The sequence below is a fragment of the Tenacibaculum sp. genome (assembly GCF_048269885.1).
Taxonomy (GTDB): domain Bacteria; phylum Bacteroidota; class Bacteroidia; order Flavobacteriales; family Flavobacteriaceae; genus Polaribacter.
Genome location: NZ_JBLWTZ010000025.1, coordinates 1 through 22426, shown reverse-complemented (window position 1 = coordinate 22426; position 22426 = coordinate 1). Strand labels below are relative to the sequence as shown.

Sequence of the window (22426 nt, the reverse complement as noted above, 5' to 3'; positions counted from 1 at the left end):
AAACTTATAGTCATGAAAAAAATTATATTAAGTATGGTATTAGGAACATTGTTTTTTAGCAGTGTAAATGCACAAGAAGCCTCTAAAACAAACGACTTTAAAAAGTGGCAAGCACGTTTTAGATGGGTAAGTGTTTTACCAAATGAATCTGCAACAATTGGTACTATTGGAGGAGATGTAGAAATAAGCAAAAGTTTTATTCCAGAATTGGATTTTACCTACTACTTTACTGAAAATATTGCTGCTGAATTAATTTTAGGAACTACAAACCATGATGTAAAAGCGGTAAATACGGGGTTAGGAAATGTAAACTTAGGAGATGTTTGGTTGTTACCTCCAACATTAACGCTACAATACCATTTTAATATAAGTGATTTTAAGCCTTATGTTGGGGCGGGTGTTAACTATACTATTTTTTACAATGCAGACCCAGGAGCGGTCGTAGATGTAACTTATGAGAATGGTTTTGGATATGCTTTTCAATTAGGATTTGATTACGACTTAGACGATACATGGTTTTTAAATGTAGATGCTAAATATATAGGACTAAGTACAGATGTATCTGTAAATGCAGGTGTAGCAACTGTACCAGCTGAAGTTGATATCAATCCGTTGCTTATTGGTTTTGGTATAGGTATGAGGTTTTAATCAATACTTTATAATCCCTCTTTAAATAGAGCTATTGTTATATAGCTCTATTTTTTTTGTGTTAAACTTAACAACTTAAGTTCTTGAATACTCCTAAATTTGTTACATTAAAAATGAACTCAAACCAAAATTTATGCGATATTTATACATTTTACTACTTTTATTAGTTGTTTCATGCAAACCTAAGTTTACGGCTCAAGAAATAATAGATAAGTCAATTGACTATGCTAAATTAAATGAAATAGAAAATGCTACAATTTCTTTCAACTTCAGAAAAAACAATTATAAAGCAACCAGAAAAAATGGAACTTTTGAACTAGTAAGAGTTATACACAATGATTCTACAAAAATACAAGACATCCTATCAAATGATAGTTTTAAGCGTTTTGTAAATGATCGCTTAGTTGAGTTAACAGAAAAGGATAAAAACCGCTACAGTAATTCGGTAAACTCGGTTCACTATTTTTCTGTATTACCTTTGGGGTTGAACGATAAAGCAGTTCAAAAAAAGTTGTTAGAGTCAGTTGTAATTAAAGGAAAGGAATACTATAAAGTTAGGATAACTTTCACAGAAGAGGGGGGAGGAGAAGACTTTGACGATGTGTTTATTTATTGGTTTGCTAAAGATAACTTTCAATTAGATTATGTAGCGTATAAGTACCATACAAATGGAGGAGGAGTACGTTTTAGAGATGTAAAACAAGAAAAAATCGTTGATGGAATTCGTTTTGTAGATTATAACAATTACAAGCCTTTGGATACAGATATCGATTTTTATGCAATTGATAGCTTATACGAAGAAGGTAGCCTAAAAAAACTGTCTGAAATCGTTTTAGAAGATATACATGTCAGTGCTTTTTAGTCAAATTATTGACTGAAGGATATAAAAACCCGAGAATTCTTGTATGAATTCTCGGGTTTTTATTCTTTTTTAACTAGAATAAGCAGTTATAGGTTTAAGGTTATTCAACCGTAATTAGTTTCGCAGGTTTGGGTTTTACGGCTTCTAATTTTGGAAGGTTAATTTTTAGCTCACCATTTTTATAACTAGCTTTAATTTTTTCACTATCAACAATACCTTTAGGTAAGGTAAAACTTCTTTTAAACGATTTATAACTATACTCTTTTCGTGTATAGCGATCGTTTGTTTCTTTTGTAGTCTCTTGTTTTTCTGATGAAATGGTTAAAACATCATTTTCAAGATTTACTTGAAAATCTTCTTTATTCATTCCAGGAACGGCTACATCAACGGTAAACTCATTTTCATTTTCTTTAATATTTACAGCTGGTAGCGTCGTGTTTGTCTCTGAGAAATTTGCGGTTGACCAATCTCTAAAAAAATCATTAAAAACATTTGGTAAGGCTGGAAAATCAGTACTTTTTAATAACATAACATTGCATTTTTTTAGTTAAACATTAATCTTTTATAACAACCATTCAAAAAAAATACCAATTTAAAAAAGTGTCATTTTTTCACTGTTTACATGAAAAAATGACACTTTAATTATTGATTTACAATTATTTATGCGTTCTTATTCGTCAATTAAATCAGATTGATTTCTAAACACTAGTCTATCATCAAATGCATCTAGTAAAATAATGCTATCAGTAGTTATTCTTCCTGATAAAATTTCTTTGGATAATTGATTTAAAACCTCTTTTTGAATCACACGTTTTACAGGGCGCGCACCAAATTCTGGTTGGTATCCTTTTATCGCTAAGTAAGCAATAGCTTCATCGGTAGCATCAAAAGTTATGTTTTGTTGCGCAATCATCTTTTTAACACTATTCAATTGTAATTTTACAATTTCTTTAATGTTAGCCTCTGATAATGGAGTGAACATAATAATATCGTCAATTCTGTTCAGAAACTCCGGTCTTACAGATTGTTTTAATAAACCTAACACTTCTGTTTTTGCTAAATCCATAGTGGTATGGATATCTCCTTTCATATTATCAAACTTCTCTTGAATAATATGGCTTCCCATATTAGAGGTCATGATAATTATGGTATTTTTAAAATCAGCAACACGCCCTTTGTTATCGGTTAACCTACCTTCATCTAGTACTTGTAATAAGATATTAAAGGTGTCAGGATGTGCTTTTTCAATCTCATCTAACAGTACAACTGAGTAGGGTTTTCTTCTAACGGCTTCTGTTAACTGTCCGCCTTCATCGTAACCAACATATCCTGGAGGTGCTCCAACCAGTCTGCTTACAGAATGGCGCTCTTGATATTCACTCATATCAATACGTGTCATGGCATTTTCATCATCAAATAAATACTCAGCTAAAGCTTTTGCCAACTCTGTTTTACCAACCCCTGTTGTACCTAAGAACAAGAAAGATCCGATAGGCTTGTTAGGATTTTGTAGTCCAGATCTCGAACGGCGTACCGCATCAGAAACGGCTTCTATTGCCTCTTCCTGACCAACAACACGTTTGTGTAATTCGTCTTCTAATAGTAAGAGTTTTTCACGTTCTGATTGTAACATTTTAGTAACAGGAACCCCAGTCCATTTAGCTACAACTTCGGCAATATCGTCGTAGGTTACTTCTTCTTTAATTAAAGAATTTTCTTGTTGATTGGCTAAAACTTCTTGTTGTTTGTCAAGCGCTTCTTGTGCTTCTTTAATTTTACCATAACGCAATTCAGCTACTTTTCCATAGTCGCCATTACGTTCAGCTTTCTCAGCTTCATGCTTGTAATTTTCAATATCCGTTTTTAAATTCTGAATAGTATCTACAACACTTTTTTCAGACTGCCATTTGGCATTGATTTCATTACGATCTTCTTTTAAGTTTGCTAAATCAGCATTTAATGATTTTAACTTAGTTTCATCATTTTCACGTTTAATGGCTTCAATTTCAATCTCTAATTGCATTATTTTACGATCTAGCACATCTAATTCTTCTGGTTTAGAATTGATTTCCATGCGTAATTTAGAAGCAGCTTCATCCATTAAGTCAATCGCTTTATCAGGTAAAAAACGATTAGTAATGTAACGTTGTGATAATTCTACAGCTCCAATAATAGCTTCGTCTTTTATACGCACTTTATGGTGTGTTTCGTATTTGTCTTTAATACCACGTAAAATAGAAATAGCACTTTCAGTATCCGGTTCATCTACCATAACTTTTTGAAAACGACGTTCTAAAGCTTTGTCTTTTTCAAAGTACTTTTGATATTCATCTAGGGTAGTAGCTCCAATAGCTCTCAATTCTCCACGTGCTAAGGCTGGTTTTAAAATATTCGCAGCATCCATTGCACCTTGTCCCCCTCCAGCACCTACTAAAGTGTGGATTTCATCAATAAACAATACGATGTCTCCCTCAGATTTTGTAACTTCTTTTACAACAGATTTTAAGCGCTCTTCAAATTCACCTTTGTATTTAGCACCTGCAATTAACGCTCCCATGTCTAAAGAAAAAATTTGTTTATCCTTTAAGTTTTCAGGAACATCACCTCGAATAATTCGGTGTGCTAAGCCTTCTGCAATAGCTGTTTTACCAGTACCCGGTTCTCCCACTAAAATAGGGTTGTTCTTAGTTCTACGTGATAAAATTTGTAATAAACGTCTAATTTCTTCATCACGACCAATTACAGGGTCTAGTTTTCCGTCTTGTGCTAATTGATTTAAGTTTTTAGCATATTTACTTAAAGAATTATAGGTTTCTTCAGCACTTTGTGAGGTAACGCGGTTTCCTTTACGAAGCTCGTCAATTGCGGCCTTTAAACTCTTTTCAGTAACTCCTTGATCTTTTAATACTTGGGCTATTTGGCTTTTAGACTTAAAAATAGCTAAAATTAGGTGTTCAATAGATACGTACTCATCGTTCATCTTTTTGGCGATGATGGCTGCTTCATTTAATGTTTTGTTAGCTTCACGAGAAAGCATTAAATCAGCACCAGTGACTTTAGAAAAACTCTCCAATTGTTTATCTACTACTTGCTGTATAACCTTAACATTAATATTAAGTTTCTTTAAAATGAAAGGAAGCACATTTTCATCGACTAAAAATAAGGCTTTGAAAATATGTTCATTTTCTATTAAGTTGTTACCATAGCTTTGCGCCAATTGTTGCGCTTGCTGTATGGTTTCTTGTGATTTTATTGTATAATTGTTAAAATTCATATCGTTTTTTATTTTTCTCTATGAAAGTCAAAATCAGTACCAATTGCTTTTTTTTAGAAATAAAAGACATTTTGTCTGTATAAATGGTTTTTTTATGTCTTTTTGACTGGTGTAGAGGTGATTAAGAACAAATATGTTATTAAAATAAGAATTTTATGGGAGTATTAAATACTATTTTTGGAAGAAAAAATAGAAATAATGAAGGAGCAGCATCGTTTATAAACTGGATTCCTTTAACATCGTTAGAACAGCTAGAGGAACTAAAAAAAATATCAAATAAAGAACCTGTAGCTATTTTTAAACATTCAACTAGGTGTGGTATAAGTAGTATGGTAATAAAGCGTTTTGTAAACAGTTTTGATGAGGAATTAAAAGATTTTAAAGTCTATTATCTAGACTTGCTTAGTTACAGAGATATTTCAAATGAAATAGGGTATACATTTCAGGTTTTACATCAATCTCCTCAGTTGTTGGTAGTTAAAAATGGAGAAGTAATTTCACATGCTTCTCATTATGATATTGCTCGTATTGATTTGAAAAAATTCTAAAAAAGATGCCATTTTTAATGGGATTTCCTTAAATACCTCGTATTTTTGCATATTTCAAAATTATAGAGATTTGAGTAACGAAACAGCAACTTCACAACCAAAGAAAGGAAAAAATCTATACGATTATCAAAAAGAAGCATTGCACAAAATTTTCAAAAGTTTTGAGAATGCCCCCGAAAATTACCATTTACTTTATCAATTACCTACAGGAGGAGGAAAGACCGTTATTTTCTCTGAAATTACACGTCAATACTTGAAACATTATCAAAAGAAAGTATTGATAATGACACACCGAATAGAATTGTGTAAGCAAACAGCGAAAATGCTTAAAGAGTTTGGTGTTGTAAATAAAATTATAGATAGTAAAGCAAGTTTAGACGATCAAGATGAGTTTGATTGCTTTGTAGCTATGGTAGAAACCTTAAACAATCGTTTAAATGACGATATGTTAGATATTTCAGATGTAGGTTTAGTAATTATTGATGAGGCACATTACAATTCTTTTACTAAATTATTTAAGTTCTTTGATAGGTCTTTTATATTAGGTGTAACCGCCACTCCTTTAAGTTCAAATATTAAACTTCCTATGAAGGATAATTACGATGAACTTATTGATGGGGAAAGTATAGGGGCTTTAATTCAAAACGAATATTTAGCAAAAGCCAATATTTATTCTTACAACGTAGGATTAACATCGTTAGAAGTTGGGGCTAATGGTGATTATACCGTAAAGTCATCTGAAGATTTATATACCAACACAGACATGCTTTCTAAGCTTTTACAAGCTTATGAAGAACGAGCTAAAGGAACAAAAACACTCATTTTTAATAATGGTATTAATACATCACTACATGTGTATGATACGTTTAAAAGGGCAGGATATCCAATAGCACATTTAGATAACACAAACACTAAAAAGGAACGTGATTTTATCTTAAAATGGTTTCATAAAACACCTAATGCAATCATTACTTCGGTAAGTATTTTAACAACTGGATTTGATGAACCCTCTGTACAGTCGATTATTTTAAATAGAGCAACAAAATCGTTAACATTGTATTATCAGATGATTGGTCGTGGGTCACGTATTTTACCCGGAAAATCGGAATTTAATGTAATCGATCTAGGGAACAATTTCCATCGTTTTGGACCTTGGGGAGCCGATTTAGACTGGCAAAAAATGTTTAGAGCACCGAATTTCTACTTAGATAATTTATTATCTGACGAAGAAATAGAAAGCGACTTTAAATATGAATTACCTGCAGATGTTAAAGCAGAGTTTTCCAATTCTGAAGACCTGTATTTCGATGTTAAAAAAGTATACAGAGATACTATTCAAGGAGGAGAGTCTTCAAAAAGAGTGTTAGAAAAATCAATAGAGCACCATGCTAAAATGTGTGTTGAAAATAGTGAAGATGTTTTTGACGCACTGATATTAGCAAAAATGTTGGGAGGAGATATTGACGATCGAATTTTTAGATACTCTAAATGTATTTCAAAAAGTACTCATAATTTTATTGATTGGTTACAAGATGACTATCGCAAAAAATTAAATAGTTATTTGCGAAGTAATTTTGATGAAGTGTACGAGCAAATTCACGGACATCCACCACCAGAGGAGGAATAAAAATAAAATAAAAATCCAGTTCTTTTGAACTGGATTTTTTATACCTATATTTTGATAACAAGTATTTATTTAGCGGGTAAAATTTTACCTGAGCATTCACCGAAACCAATACGAACTTTTTCATTTTTACAATAACCACGCATAATAACTGTATCGTTATCATTTATAAATTTACGTTCGCTACCGTCGTTTAATTTAACGGGATTTTGACCTCTCCAAGTTAATTCTAACATTGATCCAAAGCTGTCTTGTGTGGGACCAGAAATCGTACCACTACCCATCATGTCACCAGCATTTACAGGACATCCATTTACTGTATGGTGTGTTAATTGTTGCACCATAGTCCAATACATGTACTTAAAGTTAGAATTACACACTACAGTTTCTTCTTTCCCTTCTGGTTGAATAGCCATTTGTAAATTAATATCGTAACTGTCTTTCCCTTCTTTCTTTAAATAAGGTAGAGGTTCGTATACTTGCTTAGGATTAGCTACTCTAAAAGGCTCTAGTGCATCTAAAGTAACAATCCAAGGAGAAATTGTCGACGCAAAATTTTTCCCTAAAAAAGGACCTAAAGGAACGTATTCCCAAGCTTGAATATCACGAGCAGACCAGTCGTTAAACAATACCAATCCGAAGATGTAATCTTCAGCTTCTTCAATAGGAATTCTATCCCCTAAGTCGTTGGCAACCGTAGTAATAAAAGCCATTTCTAATTCAAAATCTAATAATTTTGAAGGACCAAAGTTAGGTGTGGTATCACCTTCGTTAGGACGTTGTTGTCCTACAGGACGACGAATTGGAGTTCCTGAAGGTACGATAGAAGAACTTCTTCCGTGGTAACCAATAGGTATTTGTAACCAGTTTGGGAATAAGGCATTTTCAGGATCTCTAAATAAGCTTCCTACATTCGTTGCGTGTTCTTTACTGGCATAAAAATCGGTATAATCTCCTACAGCGACAGGAAGTTGCATTTCAACTTCATCCATTCTAAAGATGATCTTGTCTTTGTGCTCAGCATTATCTCTTAGTTTACTATTTTTTACATCAAAAATATCAGCAATTCTATTACGAACTAAACGCCATGTTTTACGTCCGTCTGCAATAAAATCATTTAAGGTATCTTGTAAAAAGATATCATCTGTTAACGGAATTCCATCAAAATATCCTAATTGATGTAAGGCACCTAAATCAATCGCATAATCACCAATTCTTGTACCAATCGTTATGATATCATCTTTAGTTAGAAAAACCCCAAAAGGTATGTTTTGAATAGGGAAATCTGAGTTTTCAGCTACAGTTAACCAAGATTTTCTATTCGGGTTATTAGCAGTTATTTCCATTTATCGTTTTTGTTATATTTTCATCAAACCTACATATTTTTTTCAATTTACCCCAAAAAGATGAGTAAAAAAAATGTGAAAGTATTTTTGTAGATACTTCTTGTAAAATCCATTTAAATTGAATAATAAAATTAGTACTTTTGGCTACTTTATGTAACAACACACAACATGCAAAAAGATCATCAAATATTTGATTTAATTCAAGAAGAAAAAGAACGTCAGCTAAACGGTTTAGAGTTGATTGCTTCTGAAAATTTTGTAAGCGACCAAGTAATGGAAGCTCAAGGATCAGTTTTAACCAATAAATATGCTGAAGGATACCCAGGTAAACGTTATTACGGAGGGTGTGAAATAGTAGATATCGTTGAGCAAATTGCGATTGATAGAGCTAAAGAATTATTTGGAGCGGAGTATGTAAACGTACAACCACACTCTGGAAGTCAGGCAAACACAGCAGTTTTTGCTGCTTGTTTACAACCAGGTGATACTATTTTAGGATTTGATTTATCTCACGGAGGTCATTTAACTCATGGATCACCAGTAAACTTTTCAGGAAAATTATACAACCCTGTATTTTATGGTGTAGTTAAAGAAACTGGATATATTGATTATGATCATTTAGAAAAGCAGGCTAAAGAACATAAACCTAAATTAATTATTGCAGGTGCTTCTGCGTATTCTCGTGATATTGACTTTAAGAAGTTTAGAGAGGTTGCAGATAGTGTTGGCGCTATTTTAATGGCTGATATCTCACATCCAGCCGGATTAATTGCAAAAGGAATTTTATCTGATCCATTACCACATTGTCATATTGTTACCACAACAACTCACAAAACCTTGCGTGGACCTCGTGGAGGAATGATTATGATTGGAAAAGATTTTGAAAATCCATTTGGATTGAAATTAAAATCAGGAAAATTAAAAAAAATGTCTACATTGATTAATTCTGCGGTTTTCCCAGGAAATCAAGGTGGACCATTAGAACACGTTATTGCGGCTAAAGCAGTTGCTTTTGGTGAAGCATTGACAGATGAGTTCTTAGAATATCAAATTCAAGTAAAAGAAAATGCACAAGCAATGGCCAAAGCATTTGTAGCAAAAGGATACGAAATTATTTCTGGAGGTACAGACAACCATTGTATGTTAATCGATTTACGTAACAAAAAAATTACTGGAAAAGCTGCTGAAGAAGCCTTAGGAAAGGCAGAAATTACGGTAAATAAAAACATGGTTCCGTTTGATACTGAATCACCATTTGTTACTTCTGGTATTCGTGTTGGTACTGCTGCAGTTACTACACGTGGTTTAAAAGAAGAAGATATGCAGGTAATTGTAGACTTAATTGATGAAGCATTAATGAATGCTGAGAAAGATGAAGTATTAGAAGCTGTAGGAGAGAAGGTATATGATTTAATGCATAACAGACGCTTGTTTATTATGTAATATAACAATGTCCTTATATAAAAAAAAGGTTGTCTTTCAAGACAACCTTTTTTTATATACCTAACTCAGTTTTGTTTTTATTCTTTATAAAGTTTTTTCTACCGCTCACAAAGTCATTTTGTTTTTTAAGAGGTCGTAAACTACATTCGACTTAGTTAATTTAAACAATAAAAAAATGAAAAAAATTTACACAGTTTTAGTGTGTGTAAGCGTACTTATTGGAGCTTGCTCAAAAGATGAAGAAAATTTACCTGTTAAAGAAGTTACTCCTTTTGAAAATTTATTAAAGGACAACAATCTAATGGCTTATTATCCTTTCAATGGTTCAGCAAACGATAACAAAAACTCGTATGATGGAATTGTAAAAGATTTTGATGCTACTCAAGACAGAAAAGGAAACAACTCTAGTGCTTATAAAAGTACAACAGCTTCAGCAGAAATTAGTTTTCCTGCAGCTATTCCTTTTAAAAACGAATCCTTTTCTATGAGTTTTTGGTTCAAGGTTCCTACCAACTTGCATGATGCTGTTTTTACTATTTTATCTAAAAGAGAAGCTTGTAAAAAAGGAGACTTTATTCAAGTAGCATATAAAAAAGGTTCGAATGAATTAACTGTTGAAATGAGATCAGACAACGTTATGACAGATTTAAATGGCTCTGCAACAGCTGATTTAGAAAATGTGAACCCAACTGAATGGACTCATGTGGTAATCATAAAAGATAATTCTACTAGAAAAACGACTATCTATGTAAATGGAGAAGAAAAAGTAAGTACTCCATGGAGTCTTCCTAATGGAATTGTGAGCATAGATAATACTGCTAAGTTTAAAGTAGGGCATTCACCATGTGCCATTTCTGGTCTTAACAACTTTATAGGCTCAATAGACGAATTAATCTTATTAAAGAAAGCTCTTACACCTCAGGAAATAAGTATTTTGAAAAATCAATAAAAAAGAGCAAAAAAGAAAAGGTTAAAAAAAACAGGTACTCTAATTTAGAGTACCTGTTTTTTATTCATCATTATCTTGAGCTCGTTCGAGAATTTTTTCTGGAAGTGCTTTTTTAGCTTTCGCTCCCATTTTCTTTAATTTTTCTACACTGGTAATTAAGTTTCCACGACCTTCTACCAACTTATTCATGGCTGCGGCATAATCGGCTTTGGTACCGTCTATTTTCTTACCTATATTAACCAAGTCTGTTAACAATCCTTGAAATTTATCATACAAAGCACCCGCTTGTCGTGCTATTTCCAAAGCATTGCGTTGTTGCTTTTCGTTATTCCACATCGTGTCAATAGTACGTAAGGTTGCTAATAAAGTAGTTGGAGTAACAATCACAATATTTCTTTCAAAAGCTTTATTGTATAAAGTATTGTCTTCATTTAAGGCTACCGCAAAAGCAGGTTCAATTGGTACAAAAAGCAGTACGAAGTCTGGAGACTCAATCTTATAAATATCTTCGTATTTTTTTTCTGAAAGTTGCTCAACATGTCGCTTTAATGAGTTTACATGTTCTTTAGCAAAACGCTCTTTTACAATATCGTCTTCACTATTTACGTATTGTTCATAAGCTGTTAAAGACACTTTAGAATCAACCACCATTTTTTTATTGTCAGGTAAGTGAATCACAACATCGGGCATGATACGTTTACCTTCATCGTTGGTAAAAGATTGTTGTACAAAGTACTCTCTGTCTTTTTCTAAACCAGATTTTTCTAAGACACGTTCTAAGACTAATTCCCCCCAATTTCCTTGGGTTTTACTATCACCTTTTAAAGCTTTGGTTAGGTTTAATGTTTCCTTGCTCATTTGAGCATTTAACTCTTTTAACCCTAATAATTGCTCTTTTAAAGCAGAATGCATTGAAATGCTTTCTTTTTGAGTGTCTTCAACCTTCTTTTCAAAGGTTTGAATTTTTTCTTGAAGCGGATTTAAAATATCCTTTATGTTTTTCTTGTTTTGCTCAGTAAACTTGTTCGATTTCTCATCTAGAATTTTGTTTGCTAAGTTTTCAAACTCTTTGGTGAACTTATCTTGTAGTTTTTCTACTTCTTCTTTATTCTCTTGAAGTTTTAACTGTAAATTTTTCAATTCTTCATTTTTTCTAGCCAATTCAATAGAAGAAAACTCCTTTTCACGACGTAGCTCACTATTTTCTTTCGTTTTTTCATCTAACCGCTTTAGAAAGTCTTCTTTTTGTTCAGAAAAAGTGGCCTCTTTTTCTCTTTTCTGAATTTCAAAATTAGCTTGATGGTTTTGTAGGGTTACAATCTCTTTTTCCAAATCAGATGTTTGTTGTTTGAATTTTAATTTAGAGAGTAAGTTCCCTATAACAAATCCAATTAGTAAGGCGCTAATAGCAATTAAAATAAGTAAAAGAGTGGTATTCATTAGAATAAATAAAAGGTTATTAAGTGAACAAATATAGGACAAGATAGGTTAAAATTATTTGATTTTTGTAAGGAAAACCGTATCATTGACCTTTATACCTAGTAAATGATATCTAAATTTATATTTCACAAAGTTTTAGGCTGGAAGGTCGTTGGAGATTTTCCAAGAGACTTAAAAAAATACGTTGTTATTGGAGCTCCTCATACGAGCTGGAAAGACTTTCCGATTGCTATTTTAGCGAGGAATACTATTGGTGTAAGAGTCAACTTTATAGGTAAAGCATCGTTATTCAAGCCTCCTTTTGGTTTTATTTTTAAAGCATTAGGGGGCGCTCCTGTTGATAGAAGTAAAAGCACGAATAAAGTAGATGCGATTGTTTCGGTATTTAATCAGCATGATGAATTTCGGTTGGCGTTATCTCCTGAGGGTACTCGTGCCAAAGTAACCTCATGGAAAACCGGATTTTATTACATCGCTAAAGGAGCCAATGTGCCTGTGGTAATGTTTGCTTTCGATTTTGAAAACAAACAAATTATCATTGCTCCTCCTTACTACTTAACAGATGACATGAATGCTGATATGAATCATTTTTATGATTTTTATAGAGCTATTAAAGGAGCAAAACCAGAGTTGTTCTCAGTACCAGATAAAGAGTAAAACAAACGTTAAATACTCTTATTTACTTGAAATTTTTACGAGATTTAAGTACCTTGTAAAAGGTTTAAAAACAGTAAGGTATGAAAAGGTTGGTTTATTTAATTAGTATGGTTTTTATTCTGCTTAGTTGTGCCTCTTCTAAAAATGCAACTCAAGCAGAGATAGATAATTTAAAAGCTCTTATAGAAAGTAAGTCCTTTGAGGTAGAAGCTGAATGGGCAGAACCTATGGTTACAAATGCAATGACACAAATAGCTAATGCTGGTTTGTTGCCTATAGGAAGTAATGTAGGAAACATTAATTTAGTAGGAAATCGTAATTTTTTCAGAATGAAAAAAGATACTGTAGCTGCCTATTTACCTTATTTTGGAGAACGACAAATGGGAGGTTCTTATGGAGGTACAGATATTGGAATTGAATTTGAAGGAGTTCCTAAAAATTTAGTTGTGTCTGAAGACAAAGAGAATAGTTACAAAATTAGTTTTAAGATAAAAGACAAAAATACAACGACTGAAAATTATAATGTAATAGTTAGAGTATACCCTAGCTTATCAAGTACTATTTATGTAAACAGCTCGCAAAAAAACTCAATTAGATACAGAGGTAAAGTACTTAAAATTTCAGAAGAAAAGTAAAATTATAGATAAAAACGTATTTTTAGTAGCTCTTAAAATGATGTATGGAGTTACCTAACTTTAAAAAGTATCTTATTGAAAAAGGAGGGCTTTCAGAAGCTGACTTCCTTTTAATTCAACCATTAATTATTATAAAAAACGTTTCTAAAGGTGATTTTTTATTAAAAGAAGGAGATGTGTGTGCTCATTTCTTTTTTGTAGAAAAAGGTTTGTTACGTTTATATGCCTTAAATGAAGAAGGAAAAGAAAATATTTTACAATTTGCTACTGAAAATTGGATTGTAAGTGATAGGGGAAGTGTTTATTTTCAACAACCTTCCACATATTATATAGACGCTGTTGAAGATACGTTTGTTGTAATGTTAGACGAAAGTTTTATAAACAATGTATCAGAAATAAATACAGATTTTAGAAGGAAAAACGAGCAGTTATTACAAAAGCATATTCGTCAATTATACCAACGTATTAGTCAACTACTAGGAGCCTCAGCAAAAAGAAGGTATTTAGATTTTGTAAAGATGTACCCAGACATTATGTTACGAGTTCCGCAATGGATGATTGCTTCTTACTTAGGAATTACCCCAGAAAGTTTGAGTCGCGTTCGCAAAGCACTAGCTGAAGAAAACTTCAAACCAAATAATTGATTTTTGAATTAAGAATTATAAAGTATTTTTTTTCAGACTTTAAAATTCAAAAAATGAAATATCAATCATCAATCATAAATGGTTCTTACCATAGGTCAATGCATCCCTTTTTTAGTTGTCGTAATTTTACAGTGAAATAAAAAGTAGAGTACCACTCACTCAATATTTCAGAAAAAATAAACTGAATTCATTTCGATGTTAACCATCGAGTAATTACCCCTATTTAATGGGTAAAAAAGGAGTTATTATGAGACATTTAAAATCATTAGTTGTAACCACAAACACAGCAATGCCTAAAATTCTAAATTGGCAAGTTTCAACGGTTCCTAATGTCGAAACAGCCATTGAAAAATTATACCAGCAAGCATATAAGGTCATAGCTGTTTCAAAAGAAACCAATGAAATAGATAAAAGTAAATTACAAAAAATTATTACTGTGCTGTTTCCCAATACAGTCTTAGTAGAGTTTGGTAGCGAGTCTACTCTTGCTGAAAATGTAAAAAAGGGGTATTGGTCTAAAAACAAACCTCAATTACAGTGTAGTTATATAGACAATTCATTTGATATTGAATTAGCCAGTAGTTTATAAGAATTAAAAAAGGATTTTTAAAATGAAAACAAGAAGTATAGAAAAAATAGTAAAACCGGGAACTCCACACTTTGTAGGAGATGGATTTAGAGTTCATAATTTTATACCAGGAACATCAACAATGCAGCGAATGGATCCGTTTATTATGTTGGATTATAATTCGAAATACAATTTTCCACCAACGGATAAACCCAAAGGAGTAGGAGTGCACCCACATAGAGGATTTGAAACGGTAACGATAGCCTATAAAGGGCGTGTTGAACACGGAGATAGTGCTGGAGGTGGAGGAATTATTGGCGAAGGTGATGTGCAATGGATGACGGCTGCTTCAGGAGTTTTACACAAAGAGTTTCACGAAACTGAATGGAGCAAAACAGGAGGCGAGTTTCAAATGGTACAGTTATGGGTAAATTTACCCGCTAAGGATAAAATGAGTCCGCCAAAATATCAGGCAATAGCAAATGCAGAAATGGCTAAAATTTCATTAGCAGATGGTGGAGGAGAAATAGAAGTGATTGCGGGAGCATACGAAGGAAACAAAGGACCTGCATCAACATTTTCACCAATTAATATGTTTAATGTGAAGTTAAAAAAAGGAGTGACAACATCGTTAACTTTTCCAGAAAATTATACGACTGCTATATTATCAATTGAAGGGAGTGTTAAGGTGAATGAATCAAATAATGTTTTAGAAGATTACTTTGCATTGTTTAAAAATGATGGAGATACATTTACTTTAGAAGCTTTAGACGATGCGGTAATTTTAGTGTTAAGCGGGGAGCCTTTAAACGAACCCATTGCCGCACATGGTCCTTTTGTAATGAATACGAAACAAGAATTGATAGAAGCATTCCAAGACTTCAACACGGGAAAGTTTGGTTATTTAGAAGATTAACAATAACTTTAGAAAGCAGCTCTTTATTTAGAGTTGCTTTTTTTTAAATAATATTTTAAGCATATCAAATGTCTAATACGAAACTCATAATTGAAGAGCGAGCAGCTAATATTGGTAATTTTATGGTAGGTCGTTTATTGCCATTTAGACAAAAGCGCATGGTAGGTCCTTTTATTTTTATTGATCATATGGGGCCTGTAAAAATGAGTGAGAAAGATAATTTAGATGTAGCAATGCATCCTCATATAGGCATATCTACACTTACCTTTTTGTTTGAAGGTGCTATTATACACCGGGATAGTATAGGTACTGAAATAGAAATAACTCCAGGAGCTGTAAACTGGATGACAGCAGGAAAAGGTGCAGTACATACTGAACGAACTCCTGAACGGTTAAGGAAGTCAACTAAAAAGCTTCATGGGTTACAAATATGGGTAGCCTTACCTTTGGAAGAAGAGCAATGTGAGCCTTCTTTTGCACACGTTTCTGCGGATGAGATTCCTAGTTGGGAAGACGATGGAGTACAGTTTAAGCTCATTGCAGGAAAAGCCTTTGGTAAACAATCGCCTGTTCCAGTATATAGTCCATTATTTTTTATAGAAATTAAGTCGAGTAAAACACAAACAATCACTATTGGAGAGTATTTGTTTGGTGAAAGTGCTTTGTATATTTTAGAAGGAAGTATTACTAGTGAGGAACATACTTATGAATCCAAACAGTTATTGGTAGCAAAAGATAGTACCTTGTGTAGTTTTGAAATTGCTGCCAATTCAACCATATACATTTTTGGAGGAGAACCATTTAATGAAGAACGTTTTATAGAGTGGAACTTTGTATCTTCTAATAAAGAATTGATAGCGCAAGCGAAGGAAGACTGGAAGAGTCATAAATTTCCTGCTGTACCAAACGAAACAGCACGCATTCCCTTGCCAGAGCAACGACGTTTTGGAAGGAAATGAATAGTTGGATAGAAGCCTGTGAAAACCTTGCCTGTGTGTTGTTTTATCAATGAATGTGATGGTCTATTTTATCTTATAAAAAATGTCCTGAAGATAATAATACGTTATCCCAGCTATGTGCTATAATGAATTAAAAGAGTAGGCTTCTTTTCTACTGTATTTAGCAACTATACCATTGCTTATAGGTTCACTTGGAGTGCGCTATTGTGTTATTTGGTGGTTGCTTTTATTTGGTTGCTTCCAGAAAAAAAATAGCAAGGATTGTGAGGAAGACAAAGTCTGATTAAAAGTATGGTTTTTCCTTACCAAAAGTAAGGTTTTTTAGTGGCAAACCTTTTTTTTAAAGATTATTTTAGGGACGTGAAATAATATTTTTAACCCCAAAAAACTTTATAATGAAAAAAGTGATTTTAAACGTAGAAGGATCTCAAGAATTAACAAAAACAACATTAAAAAACATCAAAGGAGGAGGCCCTTTTCCTTTCCCTAAAGAGTGTGGAGGAGATGGTTCGTACATTTACCAAGACGGTGTAAAAGTATGTTGTTATCAACCTACTACCATGAACTATATTTGTTAATCTTTCTTCAATGAACGATTTTTAATTTAAAACTGCTTAAGTATTTTTCTTAAGCAGTTTTTTGTGTTTTATCACAAGCCTAAATCATCCATTTTTTGCTTTTCATACCTGCTATCTTCAGCAGGATAACGCAATTTACCTTCGTATTTTTTAGAATCTTTAGCTAACGCATATATCAAACTCTCTCCTGCATTATTAGGAATTTGCGTATAAATAGGATCAGTATATGCTTCTTGTGCAGAAAGTACTTTCCAACCTTTTTCTTTAAATAGTTGAATTACATCATCTATAAATAAGGCAGCGGCAAGGTTATGATGAAGCAATAAGTTGTGCTTAACATGTCGCCCTGTAAGTTCAAAAGCCAACTTTTCATAAAATTGAGCGCGACTCCATAGATGTTCAAGGTAAAATTTTCTGAATTTATCTATATTGAACAAAGGATCAGTACGTAACTTTTTGATTAAACGACTGTCAATATACCAATCAGAAGCATCAATAGTTACGTATCCGTTTTTATAATGTTGTTCTGTTAAGAACTTGCGAAAAGCTTCAACTTTTTCTTTGGTATTGCCTTCCTTAAGATATGGAAATCGAAAATATTTTTGATAATTAGAATACTGTTTAATCAGGCTATCATTTTTTAGCAATTCATTTTTAAACTGTTCAAAAGTTACTTTAGGATTATTGTAATTAGGATGTGTATACGTGTGGTTGGCAATACTGTGTCCGTCATTATTCCAAGATTCTAATAAATATTTTCCTCGTTCACTGTCTTTACCTCTCCCTGTAACAAATAAGGTAGCTTTTACATTGTTGTCTTTTAGTTTTTGAAGCAATAGAGCGTTCCATTTTTCAAAAGAATAGCCAGGTCTGTCACCTAAAGTACCATCATCGAAAGTAAAACTGATAGACTGTGCGTATATAGAGCTATAGAAAAAAACAGATAGTAGTATAATTCGTAATATGTTTTTAATCATTGTGTTATTCTTATTCTGGAAAGGTTATCAAACAAAATTCTCCCATTAGTTTTATGGGAGAAATGCTTTAGTTATACATTATTATTTAATGAAGTTTATAGGATTAACCTGTGCTTCTTTATAATGTACTTCGTAATGTAAGTGCGCACCTAAAGATGCACCAGTATTACCAACATACCCAATAACATCTCCTTTTTTAACAGCTTGGTTTTTGGTAACGTTGAACTTTTGCAAGTGTGCATACCAGGTTTGGTACCCATCGCTATGCTCAATTACAATTAGGTTTCCCCATTTGTTTTGGTCAGCTGCTTTGGCAATAACACCATCGGCAGTCGCAACAATAGGTGTTCCTATTGGTGCTTTGATGTCAATACCGTTATGCATCATTTTTTTTCCATTTTTTAATTGATTTCTTCTCTTCCCATAAGAGCTACTGATGTCCTTTTTACTTTTCCCTTGCACAGGAAAAAGAGTGGGAGGGTCAAGTACCAACTCCTTAGCTAATTGCGGAGTAGTACCAGGTACCAATTTTTCAGTTGTGTTTGGCTTCGTAAATGCCAAACACAAACTTACAGTACCCATAATGAATACTGAGTAGGTGAATTTGTACACCTTAGCCGTAGGCTTCTTTGTGATCATATCTATTCGCTTTTTGATTACGGATTGATTAAAATAGCTGTACAAGCTATTTGAAGTTGCTGTTTCTTTTTCGATGTTTTGTAAAAGAACTGCTAAGTAGTTAGATGTTTTAGTAGCTCCATTTAATACCCAACTATCTGCTTGGTATTCGTGTATCGATTTCAACGATTTTCGATACATATATACTAACGGATTAAACCAAAAGAATACTATATAGATTTCAGCAAGTAGCACATCTATCGAGTGCTTTAATGCTACATGTGCTTTTTCGTGTGCTATGATTAATCTATTTTCTGAAGGATTTACATGTTTAGAAATGAATATCCAATTAAAGAAAGAAAAAGTACTGTGATGATTGGTGCGTATTAATTGAGCATTACCGTTATGTGTAACTTTTGATTGCTGTTTTAATTGAAAAAGTAACCAAATAGAATGTAGCATACGTAAAAATACCAATGAACAACCTAGTAGATATAAACCGAAAAGGATGGTTTTAAAATTATAGGTTTGTGTACTTGTTTCTTCAATAGTATCTACTAAGACAGTCTCGCTATTTGCGACAAATTCATTGAATTGAGGAATTTGTATGATGGTTGATGGCGCTTCCAACATTAGCAAGTAAGATAGCGGAGCTAACAAAGCTACCACAGGTAGTAAGAGTAATAAGAATCGGTTTGTTTGATGAAACGTTACCCGGCTACCTATAATAATATAAAGCAGGTATAAGCAAGAAAATACCAGACTGCTTTGAATGAGATAAATTAAAAAACTAGTCATTTTTTTCTTTTAAGGTTTCTATTTTATCTTCAATAAGACTCTTAATTTCTTCTAATTCGGTTAAGTTAAAATCTTCATTTTCTGTAAAAAACAGAGCAAATTTGCTTTTAGAGCCACTAAAAAAACTACCAATTACATTTTTAAAATGCTTTTTAAAATACTGTTCTTTACTAATAGTAGGTGAGTATTGTCGTACTTTACCAAAGGTTTCGAAATTGAGAAACCCCTTTTTTACCAAAACACGTACTACTGTTGATATGGTAGTATAGGCAGGTTTGGGTTCAGGAAATTGCTCTACAATATCTTTTAAGAAAGCTTTGTTGAGCTTCCATACATATTGCATTATTTGTTCTTCAGCTTTTGTAAGTTCATTCATGCAGCAAATATAGTATTATTTTATTACTACAACTATAGTTATAGTAATAAAACTATTTTTATAGTCGTTAAAGTTTTGTTAAGTGACTATAAGATTGTTTTGCTTATTGAAAATGAGAAGGTTAGGGGTAGGATGGGTAATTAGCTCAATAATTTATCGATATTCATTTTGTACATTTTTCCAATAGGAATCACATGATCTCCTATCAAAATTCTATTACCTTCAATACTGTGAATATATTTTTTAGTTACAGCAAACGATTTATGCACTTGTAAAAAATCACTTTCTGGTAGAGATTGTAATACATCGGATATCTTTTCTCTTATAGTAACCGTATTATTGGTGGTCACTATTTTGGTGTAATTCCCTGCTGCTTCAATATACTGAATGGTATTAAGTGTAACTTGAATATACTTTTTATTGCTACGAAGAAAAATACTGTTGGTGTTTTCAGTATTGCTTTTAGGAATGCTTAGTATTTGACTATTTTGAGGTGTATCAATTACTTTATTAACCGCTTTTAAAAAGCGTTCAAAACCAAAGGGCTTAAGTAAATAATCAACTATGTTAAGCTCGTAACCCTCAAGAGCAAATTCTTGGTAGGCTGTAGTAACGATTACCTTAGGAGGAGAAGTTAATGTTTTTAAAAACTCAAATCCTTTTAGTTTAGGCATATTCAGGTCGAGGAAAATTAAATCTACTTGATGTTTGTTTAGATATGCTAAAGCTTCAATAGCGTCATAACAATGCTTTTTAAACTCCATAGTGGGTAATAAATCGCAATAGCCTTTTATAATATCGTGGGCAATATGCTCATCGTCTACAATAATGTACTTAATCATAGGTTTGTAATAGTTAGTTTAGCTAAATAAATATCATCAGTTTTAGAAGTCGTCAATGTATGATTTTTAGGATACACTAACTCTAATCTTCGTTTTAAGTTTTGCAAACCGATGCCTTCTTCTTGACTTTCTTCTGTAGCGTCAAAATTATTCTCAATTTCAAAATGTATCGCATTTTGACGAGCTGTTAAACTCAAATGTACATAAGCGCTTTTTCTCAAGTTTTCTACACCGTGTTTAAAGGCATTTTCTAAAAGAATAATAAAAAGTAGGGGCATTACTTTATGATCGTTATCTACGATATCAATATTGAATTGTATATCAATAGCTTTATGATAACGCATTTTATGAAGTTCGATATAGTTTTGTAGATACGTTACTTCTTCAGAGAGTAACACCGTATCTTTTTCACCGTCATAAACACTGTAACGCATCATATCGGAGAGTTTTAAAATAAGCTCTTGTGCTTTTTTAGCATCTTTACCTACCAAACCATAAAGGTTGTTAAGTGTATTAAAAAAGAAATGAGGATTTACTTGACTTTTTAAATGCATCAATTCCGTTTTCGTTTTTTCATTTTTCAATCGAATAATGGACTTTATTTGTTTAAACAACCAATAAAAGAAAGTGGAAAATACCACTAAAAAGTAGAGCGTTATAAATTCTATAAAGCCTTCTAACTTACCAAAAGTATCATTAAAAACAACAATGATAACTCCTGTTAAGACAAGAACTATGCTATAAACACGCTTTATAATAGCCTTCTTTTTATCCGTAATTCTAAAATTCATAAGTCAATATTAGTCAAATAAAATACGCCTCACAAATTAGTTGACAAACATTGCTTTTGTGGGGACAAGAATGTGGTTAACTGTGATAAAATACTTTTATAGCCTACAGTACCATTTGTATCACATAGCACTGTAGGTTCATCACATAACTTTTAATAGTATAAAGGGTAAGGCTAGGTTTGTTCAATATCAATTAAACAATTAAAAAATGAACAGTTTAACCATTAAAAATTTAAGTAAAACCTATGCAAATGGTATAAAAGCACTGCAAAATGTATCGTTAGAAATTCCCAAAGGAATGTTTGGTTTACTAGGTCCTAACGGAGCAGGAAAATCAACCTTAATGCGAACCATTGCCACTTTACAAGATGCTGATGAAGGATCTGTAGTACTTGATGATTTAAATGTTACAAACAATAAGAATGCGGTGAGAAGAGTACTGGGGTATTTACCACAGCAGTTTGGGGTATATCCAAAAGTATCTGCTGAAGCCTTATTAAATCATTTGGCAGTATTAAAAGGAATAACCAATAAAAAGGAGCGAGATGAACTGGTAAAAGCATTATTACACAAAACAAATTTGTACGAAGCGAGAAAACGAAATTTAGATGGTTATTCGGGAGGAATGAAGCAACGTTTTGGGATTGCACAGGCATTACTTAACAGTCCTAAATTACTTATAGTTGATGAACCTACTGCGGGATTAGATCCTGCTGAACGCAACAGGTTTTACAACTTGTTAAGCGAAGTTGGTGAAAATACAATTGTTATTTTATCAACACATATTGTAGAGGATGTTAAAGAATTGTGTACCAATATGGCCATCATCAATCAAGGACAAGTGGTATTAAAAGGAAGTCCTTTAAAACTAATAGAAAACTTAGAAGGAAAAGTATACCAAAAAACAATTAAAAAGCAAGAGTTACAGCAGTA

General features: G+C 32.5%; 23 protein-coding genes. 14 read left to right on the top strand and 9 right to left on the bottom strand.

Annotated elements, in window-relative coordinates; all coding sequences use genetic code 11:
- Positions 1-12 precede the first annotated feature (12 nt).
- Entirely contained in the window at positions 13-648 is a 636-nt protein-coding gene (locus ACN0WY_RS15230; protein ID WP_330486705.1) for an OmpW/AlkL family protein, read from the top strand.
- 133 nt (positions 649-781) lie between these two features.
- The gene (locus ACN0WY_RS15225; RefSeq protein ID WP_417800911.1) at positions 782-1510 is read left to right on the top strand and encodes a DUF6503 family protein; all 729 of its coding nucleotides are present in this window, start codon (positions 782-784) and stop codon (positions 1508-1510) included.
- Between the two features lie 100 nt (positions 1511-1610).
- Here ACN0WY_RS15225 and ACN0WY_RS15220 read toward each other — a convergent pair whose 3' ends face one another.
- Both ACN0WY_RS15220 and clpB read right to left on the bottom strand, forming a co-directional pair.
- Positions 1611-2039, bottom strand: a complete 429-nt coding sequence (locus ACN0WY_RS15220) for an Hsp20/alpha crystallin family protein (protein WP_330486707.1) — start codon at positions 2037-2039, stop codon at positions 1611-1613.
- Between the two features lie 141 nt (positions 2040-2180).
- Positions 2181-4784: an ATP-dependent chaperone ClpB gene (gene clpB, locus ACN0WY_RS15215; protein WP_330486708.1), complete on the bottom strand. Its 2604-nt coding sequence runs from the start codon at positions 4782-4784 to the stop codon at positions 2181-2183.
- 155 nt (positions 4785-4939) lie between these two features.
- On the opposite strand from clpB, the gene ytxJ reads away from it, so the two are divergent.
- Positions 4940-5332 carry a bacillithiol system redox-active protein YtxJ gene (ytxJ, locus tag ACN0WY_RS15210; RefSeq protein ID WP_330486709.1) on the top strand — a complete coding sequence of 131 codons (393 nt, stop codon included), beginning with the start codon at positions 4940-4942 and terminating at the stop codon, positions 5330-5332.
- 70 nt (positions 5333-5402) lie between these two features.
- Positions 5403-6959, top strand: a complete 1557-nt coding sequence (locus ACN0WY_RS15205; RefSeq protein WP_417800910.1) for a DEAD/DEAH box helicase — start codon at positions 5403-5405, stop codon at positions 6957-6959.
- Positions 6960-7024: 65 nt separating this feature from the next.
- On the opposite strand, the gene fahA is transcribed toward ACN0WY_RS15205, so the two are convergent.
- A complete protein-coding gene (gene fahA / locus ACN0WY_RS15200; protein WP_417800909.1) occupies positions 7025-8302 on the bottom strand; it encodes a fumarylacetoacetase in 1278 nt (425 codons plus the stop codon).
- A gap of 168 nt (positions 8303-8470) precedes the next feature.
- Between fahA and glyA the strand changes: the two genes are divergently transcribed.
- A complete protein-coding gene (glyA, locus tag ACN0WY_RS15195; RefSeq protein ID WP_330486712.1) occupies positions 8471-9745 on the top strand; it encodes a serine hydroxymethyltransferase in 1275 nt (424 codons plus the stop codon).
- Positions 9746-9920: 175 nt separating this feature from the next.
- On the top strand, positions 9921-10694 hold the full coding sequence (locus ACN0WY_RS15190) for a LamG domain-containing protein (protein WP_417800908.1): 774 nt from the start codon (positions 9921-9923) through the stop codon (positions 10692-10694).
- 60 nt (positions 10695-10754) lie between these two features.
- On the opposite strand, the gene rmuC is transcribed toward ACN0WY_RS15190, so the two are convergent.
- On the bottom strand, positions 10755-12134 hold the full coding sequence (gene rmuC / locus ACN0WY_RS15185; protein ID WP_417800907.1) for a DNA recombination protein RmuC: 1380 nt from the start codon (positions 12132-12134) through the stop codon (positions 10755-10757).
- 105 nt (positions 12135-12239) lie between these two features.
- Between rmuC and ACN0WY_RS15180 the strand changes: the two genes are divergently transcribed.
- The 7 genes from ACN0WY_RS15180 (at position 12240) to ACN0WY_RS15150 (ending at position 17091) form a co-directional block, all read left to right on the top strand.
- Positions 12240-12791, top strand: a complete 552-nt coding sequence (locus ACN0WY_RS15180; RefSeq protein WP_417800906.1) for a 1-acyl-sn-glycerol-3-phosphate acyltransferase — start codon at positions 12240-12242, stop codon at positions 12789-12791.
- 80 nt (positions 12792-12871) lie between these two features.
- Entirely contained in the window at positions 12872-13426 is a 555-nt protein-coding gene (locus ACN0WY_RS15175) for a DUF4251 domain-containing protein (RefSeq protein ID WP_330486718.1), read from the top strand.
- Positions 13427-13470: 44 nt separating this feature from the next.
- A complete protein-coding gene (locus tag ACN0WY_RS15170; RefSeq protein WP_330486719.1) occupies positions 13471-14070 on the top strand; it encodes a Crp/Fnr family transcriptional regulator in 600 nt (199 codons plus the stop codon).
- Positions 14071-14317: 247 nt separating this feature from the next.
- Complete coding sequence (locus ACN0WY_RS15165) at positions 14318-14659, top strand: hypothetical protein (RefSeq protein ID WP_417800905.1); 342 nt, start codon at positions 14318-14320, stop codon at positions 14657-14659.
- Positions 14660-14681: 22 nt separating this feature from the next.
- Entirely contained in the window at positions 14682-15554 is an 873-nt protein-coding gene (locus ACN0WY_RS15160; RefSeq protein ID WP_417800904.1) for a pirin family protein, read from the top strand.
- Positions 15555-15622: 68 nt separating this feature from the next.
- Positions 15623-16513, top strand: a complete 891-nt coding sequence (locus tag ACN0WY_RS15155; RefSeq protein WP_417800903.1) for a pirin family protein — start codon at positions 15623-15625, stop codon at positions 16511-16513.
- 395 nt (positions 16514-16908) lie between these two features.
- The gene (locus tag ACN0WY_RS15150) at positions 16909-17091 is read left to right on the top strand and encodes a hypothetical protein (protein ID WP_330486723.1); all 183 of its coding nucleotides are present in this window, start codon (positions 16909-16911) and stop codon (positions 17089-17091) included.
- 71 nt (positions 17092-17162) lie between these two features.
- Here ACN0WY_RS15150 and ACN0WY_RS15145 read toward each other — a convergent pair whose 3' ends face one another.
- The 5 genes from ACN0WY_RS15145 to ACN0WY_RS15125 all read right to left on the bottom strand — a co-directional run bounded on the left by ACN0WY_RS15145 (position 17163) and on the right by ACN0WY_RS15125 (position 21493).
- Entirely contained in the window at positions 17163-18068 is a 906-nt protein-coding gene (locus ACN0WY_RS15145; RefSeq protein WP_417800902.1) for a polysaccharide deacetylase family protein, read from the bottom strand.
- Positions 18069-18149: 81 nt separating this feature from the next.
- The gene (locus ACN0WY_RS15140) at positions 18150-19484 is read right to left on the bottom strand and encodes a M23/M56 family metallopeptidase (protein WP_417800901.1); all 1335 of its coding nucleotides are present in this window, start codon (positions 19482-19484) and stop codon (positions 18150-18152) included.
- Complete coding sequence (locus ACN0WY_RS15135) at positions 19477-19860, bottom strand: BlaI/MecI/CopY family transcriptional regulator (RefSeq protein ID WP_417800900.1); 384 nt, start codon at positions 19858-19860, stop codon at positions 19477-19479. Before ACN0WY_RS15135 ends, ACN0WY_RS15140 begins: the two co-directional genes overlap by 8 nt.
- 140 nt (positions 19861-20000) lie before the next feature.
- Positions 20001-20702, bottom strand: a complete 702-nt coding sequence (locus ACN0WY_RS15130) for a LytR/AlgR family response regulator transcription factor (RefSeq protein ID WP_417800899.1) — start codon at positions 20700-20702, stop codon at positions 20001-20003.
- Positions 20699-21493: a sensor histidine kinase gene (locus ACN0WY_RS15125; protein ID WP_417800898.1), complete on the bottom strand. Its 795-nt coding sequence runs from the start codon at positions 21491-21493 to the stop codon at positions 20699-20701. Before ACN0WY_RS15125 ends, ACN0WY_RS15130 begins: the two co-directional genes overlap by 4 nt.
- Positions 21494-21701: 208 nt before the next feature.
- On the opposite strand from ACN0WY_RS15125, the gene ACN0WY_RS15120 reads away from it, so the two are divergent.
- On the top strand, positions 21702-22426 hold a 725-nt coding region (locus tag ACN0WY_RS15120; RefSeq protein WP_417800897.1), incomplete at its 3' end, for an ABC transporter ATP-binding protein.